The sequence below is a fragment of the Kribbella qitaiheensis genome (assembly GCF_042657745.1).
In the GTDB taxonomy this organism is placed as follows: Bacteria; Actinomycetota; Actinomycetes; order Propionibacteriales; family Kribbellaceae; genus Kribbella; species Kribbella qitaiheensis.
In genome coordinates, this window is sequence record NZ_JBHSKE010000018.1 from 80,669 (window position 1) to 88,538 (window position 7,870).

Here is a 7,870-nt window from a genome sequence, read left to right on the forward strand (position 1 = left end):
ACCGGGTCCGGCCCGATCGAGGACACGAGATGACTGCACACAGGACCGCACGGGTGGTTCTCAGCCTGCTGGCCGGGCTGCTGCTCGCCGGTACCGTCACGACCACCGCGAGCGCCGAGGACGGCTACCGATTCTGGGGCTACTACCAGTGGACGAACGGTCAGTGGGCCTTCGCCCAGAAGGGTTCCGACGCGGTGGTCCCGGCGGACGGCAGTGTCGAGGGCTGGCGGTACGCCGTGGGTGGCGCGAAGCCGCGGGTGCCTCGTGCGGCGGGTGACTTCGAGGCTGTCTGCGGCAAGACGCCTGCCGAGTCCGGCAAGAAGCGGGTCGCCCTGGTGATCGACCCGGGTACTGCGGCGGACTCCAGCACAGGCGAGGCCTCTCCCCCGGCCAGCGGGACCTGTGTGGTCACCGATGTGAAGGCGACCGGCGCGAAGATCCTGTCCGCGGTGAAGCAGGTCCGGATCGAGAAGGGCCTCACCTGCGGCATCGGTGGCTACCCGGCCACAGGCTGTGGCGACCCGGTCAAGAACATCAAGGTGCCCGCCACTGACGAGCCGGTGCAGCTGGAGATCGGTGCGGCCGTCGGTGCGGCGACCACTCCGTCCGCGGCGCCGGCGCAGGCATCCACAGAGCAGAGTGACGACGGTGGAGCGCCCTGGACCGGCATCATCATCGCCGCTGTGGTCGTACTGCTCCTTGCCGGCGGCGGGTTCGCTCTCAGCCGCCGACGCGCGGGTCAGCGCGCCTAGTGCGCGCCGCCGACCACCTCACGCTCCCCCGGGCACTCCACCCGGGGGCCTGGTGGTTATGGGCGCTGGGTCTCGCAGTGGCCGCCAGCAGGACGCGCAACCCGGTACTGCTGATCCTGATCCTGGTGATAGCCGGCTTCGTGGTCGCCGCGCGCCGCAGTGACGCCCCCTGGGCCAACAGCTACGTCGCCTTCCTCAAGCTCGGCCTGGTCGTCATCGCGGTCCGGGTGGTCCTGCAGGCTCTCCTGTCGACCAGGTCGCAAGGCAACACGATCCTCTTCACCCTGCCGCTGATCCCGCTGCCCGCGTGGGCCACCGGAGTGAAGCTCGGCGGCGAGGTGACCGCCGAAGCCCTCCTGACTGCCCTGTACGACGGGCTCCAGCTCGCGGTGATGCTGTGCTGCATCGGCGCGGCCAATGCGCTGGCCAGCCCGCGGAGGTTGCTCAAGTCGTTGCCCGGGGCTCTCTACGAGATGGGGGTCGCGTGCGTGGTCGCGTTGACCTTCGCCCCGCAACTGGTCACCGATGCCCGGCGGATCCGTGGGGCCCGGCGGCTGCGCGGACGCACGCGCGGGTCGTTCCGCACGACCGCGATGCCCGTCCTCGAAGGTGCTCTCGACAGGTCCGTCGAGCTGGCCGCCGCGATGGACTCCAGAGGCTACGGCAGAACCGCCCAGGTGCCCCGCAGCCAGCGGCGGATCACCGGCGCCTCTGTGCTCCTGGGCCTGCTTGGCATTGCTCTTGGGGTGTACTCGCTGCTGACTGATGCCATGGCCTTCCCTGTCGCCGCAGGTGCCCTGGCGGTCGGTCTCTTGCTGGCGGTCGGCGCGATGGCTCTGGGACACCAGCGGGTCGCGCGGACGCAGTACCGGCCGGATCCGTGGGCTCTGCCCGAGTGGCTCGTCACCCTGTCGGGTGCCGTCGCCGCCGGGACAATGGTTCTCGCCGCCGCCCGTGGAGTGGAGGGCCTCGTGCTGGCCGGGCCTATGGTGGTTCCGCCGGTCCCGCTTGGGCCGGTGCTCGGTCTGCTGGTCGGGCTGGCCCCTGCCGTCGTCGCACCACCACTGACCCGACGACGTGAGCTGGTGCCCGCATGATCGAGTTCGACCGGGTGACAGTCACGTATGACGGTGCTTCCGAGCCCGCGCTGCGGGAAGTCAGCTTCACCGTTCCTGAGGGTGAGCTGGCGCTGGTGATCGGCCGGACCGGGTCCGGCAAGTCCACCCTGCTGCGATCCATCAACGGCCTCGTTCCGCACTTCACCGGTGGCACGCTGGCCGGCCGGGTGCTGGTGAACGGCCGCGATACCCGCGACTACCGTCCCCGCGACCTGGCGGACGTGGTCGGCATCGTCGGGCAGGACCCGATGGCCGGTTTCGTCACCGACACGGTCGAGGAGGAACTCGCCTACAGCATGGAGTCCCTCGGGATCGCACCGGACGTGATGCGCCGCCGGGTCGAGGAGACGCTCGACCTGCTCGGCCTGGCCGACGTACGGGATCGTGCTCTGACCTCCCTGTCGGGCGGCCAGCGGCAGCGGACCGCCATCGGTTCGGCGCTCACGTCGCACCCTGCAGTACTGGTCCTGGACGAGCCGACCTCGGCACTGGATCCCCAGGCTGCCGAAGAGGTCCTTGCTGCGCTCCAGCGGCTGGTGCACGATCTCGGCGTCACTGTGGTGATGGCCGAGCACCGGCTCGAGCGAGTCATCCAGTACGCCGACCGAGTGATCGAGGTACCCGGTGGCTCCGCGGCCGTCTCCACCGGGCTCCCGGTCGACCTGATGGTCACTGCGCCGGTAGCTCCTCCCGTGGTCGAGCTCGGGCGGCTTGCCGGGTGGTCACCGCTACCGCTGTCCGTCCGGGACGCCCGACGCGCCGCGGTCGCCCTGCGGAGCCGGCTGACCGACCATGCCCCGCGACGGCTGGTTGCCGTGGAAGGCCCCGAGCTGGCGCACTGCGAGGACCTAGTGGTTGCTTATGGCAACGTCCCGGCGCTGCGTGGTGTCTCGGTCAGCATCAGGGCCGGCGAGGTGGTCGCCCTGATGGGCCGGAACGGCGCAGGCAAGTCCACCTTGCTCAATGCGCTCGTCGGACTCGTCCAGCCGCGCTCTGGTCGTGCCACGGCCGCCGGCGCCGACCCCCGGCGTACCAAGCCGTCCCAGTTGGTCAAGGCCGTCGGACTGGTACCGCAGGAGCCTGCCGACCTGCTGTACGCCGCCACTGTGGCGGACGAGTGCGCCGGGGCCGACAGCGACTTCCGGGTGCCTGCAGGGAGCTGCCGAGCGCTGCTGGATCGGCTGGCGCCTGGCATCGACGTACAGATGCACCCACGCGACTTGTCCGAGGGACAGCGGCTCTGCCTGGCGCTGGCCGTCGTACTGTGCGGCGCACCTCCGCTGCTGCTGCTGGACGAGCCCACGCGTGGTCTGGACTACGGCGCGAAGCGTCGGCTGGTGGCGATCCTGCGAGAGTTGGCCGCGGCCGGGCATGCGGTCGTGCTGTCGACCCACGACGTGGAGATGGTCGCCGAGGTCGCCTCCCGGGTGTTGGTGCTGGCCGAGGGCGAGTTGGTGAGTGACGGCGAGACAGCGACCGTCATCGCGGGCTCCCCTGCCTTCGCGCCGCAGGTAGCCAAGATCCTCGCGCCGCTGCCCTTCCTGACCGTCGGGGAAGTCGCCAACGCCCTGGAGCAGGCCTCATGAGGCTCAAGCCGCGCAGCACTCCGCGGCTCGTTCAGCTGAGGCCGCGCAGTACTGCGACGTTGCTGCTGTCGTCTGTAGTCGGGCTGCTGGCCTTCGGCTGGCCCCTACTCTGGGCGACCTCGCAGGTGGGCGAATCGGCCATCGGGCACACCACCGACGCCCCCTGGCTGTTCGTTCTCCTCCTGCCGCTCCTGGTCGCCGTAGTACTGGCCGAGCTGGCCGAGTCCGGGATCGACGCCAAGGTGATCTCGCTGCTCGGCATGCTCGCCGCTGTCGGCGCCGCGCTGCGCGCACTTGGCCCTGGTACTGCGGGACTCGAGCCCGGGTTCTTCCTGCTGATCCTGGCGGGGCGCGCGTTCGGGGCCGGGTTCGGGTTCGTGCTGGGCGCGGTGTCGCTGCTGGCCGGTGCACTCGTCAGTGGCGGGGTCGGGCCGTGGATGCCGTTCCAGATGTTCGCGTGCGCCTGGGTGGGCTGCCTTGCCGGGCTACTGCCGCGCGTGGGCGGACGGCTGGAGATCCTGCTGCTTGCCGCCTACTCCCTCTTCGCCGGGGTGCTCTACGGGCTCGTGATGAACCTGTGGTTCTGGCCGTACGCGACCTTCGGCAGCAACTTCTCGTTCATCCCGGGCGACTCGCTGGCGGAGAACCTGCACCGGTACCTCCTGTTCGTGGCGGCCACGTCGCTCGGGTGGGACATCCCGCGCGGGATCCTGTGCGCAGTACTGGTGCTGGTGCTGGGACGGCCGATCCTGGTGGCGTTCCGGCGTACTGCGCGCAAGGCCGCATTCGACGTACCGGTGACCTTCGAGAGAGGTACCCATGGCTGAACTGGTGACCGGGCCCGACGGGGCTGTGGTGGACGGCGTACTGCGGCTCGGCGCTGACGGGATCACCGTCGCCGGCTACGAGGTCACGACCACGCGGACTGCGCGAGGGCTCCGGTACGACGTACTGACGCCAGACGGGGAGCAGCTGTCCTGGACGGCGCCCACCTCGTCACAGCGGACGCTGATCCTCGGCGGTGCCCGCTCCGGCAAGTCCACCGAGGCCGAACGCCTCCTCGCCGACAATGCGGACACCTTGTACGTCGCGACGGGCGGCGACGGGTCCGACGATCCGGAGTGGGCCTCGCGGATCGCGCTGCACCGCGCGCGTCGTCCCGCCGGCTGGGGTCTGGCGGAGACCATCGACCTCGTCCCCCTGCTTTCGTCTTCCGGACCGCCGCTGCTGATCGACTGCCTGACTCTCTGGCTCTCCCGCACGATGGACGCCTACGAGGTCTGGTCGGACCTCACCCGCGCGGCTGAAGTCGAGGCCCAGATCGCAGACCTCGCCGCAGCCTGGTCCTCGACGTCCCGCACCGTGGTTGCCGTAAGCAACGACATAGGCGCCGGCGTAGTCCCCGCAGACCCAGGCACCCGCCTCTTCCGCGACCTGATGGGCCGCCTCAACACCACCATCGCCCACCACTCCACCACCGTCCTCTGGACCCTCGCCGGCAGAACAATCCCGCTATGACCGGGACGCGCAGCCACACAACTCACCACCCAGCCACCGCAGTCACCACCGCAGTCACCACCGCCTCCGCCCCCGCAGTGAGCACCGCAGTCACCACTCGATCGACCTTCGCCGGCGCCCTCACCGGCAATACCGACAAGGTCCCCGCGACTGCCACCACCGCCTCCGTCGCCACGCCGCGACGCGGGCCGGGTAAGCATGAAGCCACCACCACCACCGCCTCCGTCGCCACGCCGGGACGCGGGCCGGGTAAGCGTGAAGCCACCTCCGTCGCCACGCCGGGACGCGGGCCGGGTAAGCGTGACGCCGTCACCGTCGCCCCCGCCACCGCAGTCATCGCGCGGCGCCACTCCGCGCCCCAGGCCCGGCCGCGCCCTCTGGTGAGTGGTGGCGGTCCGCTGGTCTTCGGCCGGATGAACCCTGCCGGCAACTGCTGCGGGGGTGTGCAGTGAGCGACGCGGTGAGGTTGGCCGTGGGGACCCTGTCGGTATTGCCGGTGAGGGCGCCTGGCAAGGTCGATCGAGTGGTTGCTGGACAGGCGATGGTGTTGGCGCCTGCGGTCGGAGTGCTGCTGGGCGGAATCGCAGGCGCGGTGGTCGCCGGGGTTGAGGCATTGCGCCCGGATGCGCCGCTGCTGGCAGCGGTGCTCGGCGTTGTGGTGCTGGTGGGTTTGTCAGGCGCGTTGCATCTGGACGGGTTGGCCGATACCGCGGACGGCCTCGGAAGCCGGCGGGATCGCGAGACGATGCTGCGGATCATGAAGCAGAGCGACATCGGCCCGTTCGGCGTCACCGCGATCGCCGCCGTACTGCTGATCGACATAGCCGCCCTCACCGCGTGCATCCAATCCGGCTACGGCTGGCAGTCCCTCCTCGTCGGAGCCGTCGCCAGCCGCCTCACCCTCCCCTGGTCCTGCCGAACCACCATCCCCTCAGCCCGCCCCGACGGCCTAGGCGCGATGGTCGCCTCCACCGTCCGCCCCACCACCGCCGCCCTCCTAACCCTCGCCGCCACCCTCCTAGCCCCCCTCCTCTTCTGGCTGACCGCCACCAGCAACCACCTCCCCGCAGTACCAGCCGCCGCCGCAGCCGTCCTACTAGCCACCGCGGTCGCCCTGGCCGCCACCCACAAATCCCAAAAAACCTTCGGCGGCATAACCGGCGACACCCTCGGCGCCACCATCGAACTAGCCCTCCCCACCACCCTCCTAACCCTCGCCCTAACCACCTGACAGCGGCTGCCCCAACGCCACTCACCCACCCCAACGGCCCAACGGCGTACCGACCGACAGGCAGTACTCCGGCCCCGCTACCGACCCGAGCGCGGCAACAACTCACAACCAGGCTGATCGCGGGGTACTACCTGTCACTCGGCACACCGCGACTCGTCGCCATCACGGGCGCCCCCCTCCGCCATCATCGAGGTCGCCCTCCACCACCTGCGACCGTGGTCGCGCGGGCTGCGCGCCGGTCTGGTGCAGTTGATGAGCGCCGGGACTGGTGGGTGCGAGGTAGGTGCCAGCGAGCGGGCCGGACTGGCCGGCTAGCTGGCTGGAGCAGGTGACAGCGGTGGAGTGCAGGGCTGGTGGGGCGGACGCAGATGCCGACCGTGGTCGCCGGGCTTGGGGTGGTGGACCTGCAACAACCAGGCCAGCGGGTTACCTGCAGCGGCTGGCGGCCGACCTTGCTCAACCACCCGGCGGCCAGACGGCGTACCGACCGACAGGCAGTACTCCCCACACGCGACCGAGCCGAGCGCGGCATCAGCTCACAGCCAGCCCGATCCCGGGGTACTACCCGTCACTCGGCACACCGCGACTCGTCGCCACCACCGGCGACCCCCTCGGCGCCACCATCGACTAACAGCGAGTCCCGGTCGCACGCGGCCACGAATACTCCTCCCCACCACCCTGCTACCTCTCGCCCTAGCCCCCTGACTCCCGACCCCCGGCAGCCCGCCCGCCGGCGTACCAACCGGCGGGACGCCAAGAGACTGAGCCGCCACTCAGTCGTGGATCCGGGTTCTCGGCAACCGCTATCCTGCCCCGGAATCCACGACTCGGCGAACGAAGCGCGCGGGGATTCCGCGCGCAGCCGGGTCGCCCTGCACGGGCGGGATGACTGGTCGCGCCGGCGGGTGGGCGCCGCGGTCGAGTCGTGGATCCGGGTTCTCGGCAACCGCTATCCTGCCCCGGAATCCACGACTCGGCGAACGAAGCGCGCGGGGATTCCGCGCGCAGCCGGGTCGCCCTGCACGGGGGGGACGACTGGTCGCGCCGGCGGGTGGGCGCCGCGGCCGAGTCGTGGATCCGGGATCTCGGCAACCGCCTTCCCGCCCCGAAATCCACGACTCGGGCGAACGAAGCGGGGGTATTGCACGCGCAGCCGGGTCGTCCGGCACGGGCGGGCCGCTGGTCGCGCCGGCGGGTGGGCGCCGCGGTCGAGTCGTGGATCCGGGTTCTCGGCAACCGCTATCCTGCGCCGAAATCCACGACTCGGCGAACGAAGCGCGCGGGGATTCCGCGCGCAGCCGGTCCCCCGGCACGGGCGGGCCGGCTGGTCGCATCGGAGGTGGGCGCCGCTGCCGAGCGGCGGATTCGGGTTCTCCGTGGTCGCTTTCCCGACGTGAGATCCACGACTCGGCGAATGGAGCGGCGTGCTCCGCGCGAGGAGTACACGGGGTGCACGGAGTAGACGGAGTACAAGGGCCGGGCGGCGCGGGGCCCGGGGCGGGAGTGGGCGAGGGTGCTCGGAGTGGGCGGGCGGGGTGCTGGGCCGGGGCGGGAGTGGGCGAGAGCGCGGGAGGCGGGAGTGGGCGAGAGCGCGGGAGGCGGGATGGGCGGGGTGCCCGAGGCGGGGTGCTGGGAGTGGGCCGGGCTGGGGCGGGGCGGGAGTGG

At 71.0% G+C, this 7,870-nt stretch carries 7 protein-coding genes; all 7 read left to right on the forward strand.

Features of this window, described 5'->3' with window-relative positions; all coding sequences use genetic code 11:
• Positions 1–29: 29 nt before the first annotated feature.
• Genes ACFPJ1_RS16070 through ACFPJ1_RS16100 form a run of 7 tightly spaced genes read left to right on the forward strand, consistent with a single transcriptional unit; the run spans position 30 to position 6,205 of the window.
• Complete coding sequence (locus ACFPJ1_RS16070; RefSeq protein ID WP_380104542.1) at positions 30–752, forward strand: SCO2322 family protein; 723 nt, start codon at positions 30–32, stop codon at positions 750–752.
• Entirely contained in the window at positions 752–1,849 is a 1,098-nt protein-coding gene (locus ACFPJ1_RS16075; protein WP_380104544.1) for an energy-coupling factor transporter transmembrane component T, read from the forward strand. Before ACFPJ1_RS16070 ends, ACFPJ1_RS16075 begins: the two co-directional genes overlap by 1 nt.
• Entirely contained in the window at positions 1,846–3,456 is a 1,611-nt protein-coding gene (locus tag ACFPJ1_RS16080; RefSeq protein WP_380104546.1) for an ABC transporter ATP-binding protein, read from the forward strand. The genes ACFPJ1_RS16075 and ACFPJ1_RS16080 overlap by 4 nt, the downstream gene beginning before the upstream one ends.
• On the forward strand, positions 3,453–4,283 hold the full coding sequence (locus tag ACFPJ1_RS16085) for an ECF transporter S component (RefSeq protein ID WP_380104548.1): 831 nt from the start codon (positions 3,453–3,455) through the stop codon (positions 4,281–4,283). Before ACFPJ1_RS16080 ends, ACFPJ1_RS16085 begins: the two co-directional genes overlap by 4 nt.
• Entirely contained in the window at positions 4,276–4,974 is a 699-nt protein-coding gene (locus ACFPJ1_RS16090; RefSeq protein ID WP_380104550.1) for a bifunctional adenosylcobinamide kinase/adenosylcobinamide-phosphate guanylyltransferase, read from the forward strand. The genes ACFPJ1_RS16085 and ACFPJ1_RS16090 overlap by 8 nt, the downstream gene beginning before the upstream one ends.
• Positions 4,971–5,426: a hypothetical protein gene (locus ACFPJ1_RS16095; protein WP_380104552.1), complete on the forward strand. Its 456-nt coding sequence runs from the start codon at positions 4,971–4,973 to the stop codon at positions 5,424–5,426. Before ACFPJ1_RS16090 ends, ACFPJ1_RS16095 begins: the two co-directional genes overlap by 4 nt.
• Positions 5,427–5,446: 20 nt before the next feature.
• A complete protein-coding gene (locus ACFPJ1_RS16100) occupies positions 5,447–6,205 on the forward strand; it encodes an adenosylcobinamide-GDP ribazoletransferase (RefSeq protein ID WP_380104554.1) in 759 nt (252 codons plus the stop codon).
• Positions 6,206–7,870: the final 1,665 nt, after the last annotated feature.

What these genes read in the sequence shown, in the direction of transcription:
- ACFPJ1_RS16070 (WP_380104542.1), top strand. Translation starts at nt 30, where the DNA reads ATGACTGCACACAGGACCGCACGGGTGGTTCTCAGCCTGCTGGCCGGG.
- ACFPJ1_RS16080 (WP_380104546.1), top strand. Translation starts at nt 1,846, where the DNA reads ATGATCGAGTTCGACCGGGTGACAGTCACGTATGACGGTGCTTCCGAG.
- ACFPJ1_RS16085 (WP_380104548.1), top strand. Translation starts at nt 3,453, where the DNA reads ATGAGGCTCAAGCCGCGCAGCACTCCGCGGCTCGTTCAGCTGAGGCCG.
- ACFPJ1_RS16090 (WP_380104550.1), top strand. Translation starts at nt 4,276, where the DNA reads ATGGCTGAACTGGTGACCGGGCCCGACGGGGCTGTGGTGGACGGCGTA.
- ACFPJ1_RS16095 (WP_380104552.1), top strand. Translation starts at nt 4,971, where the DNA reads ATGACCGGGACGCGCAGCCACACAACTCACCACCCAGCCACCGCAGTC.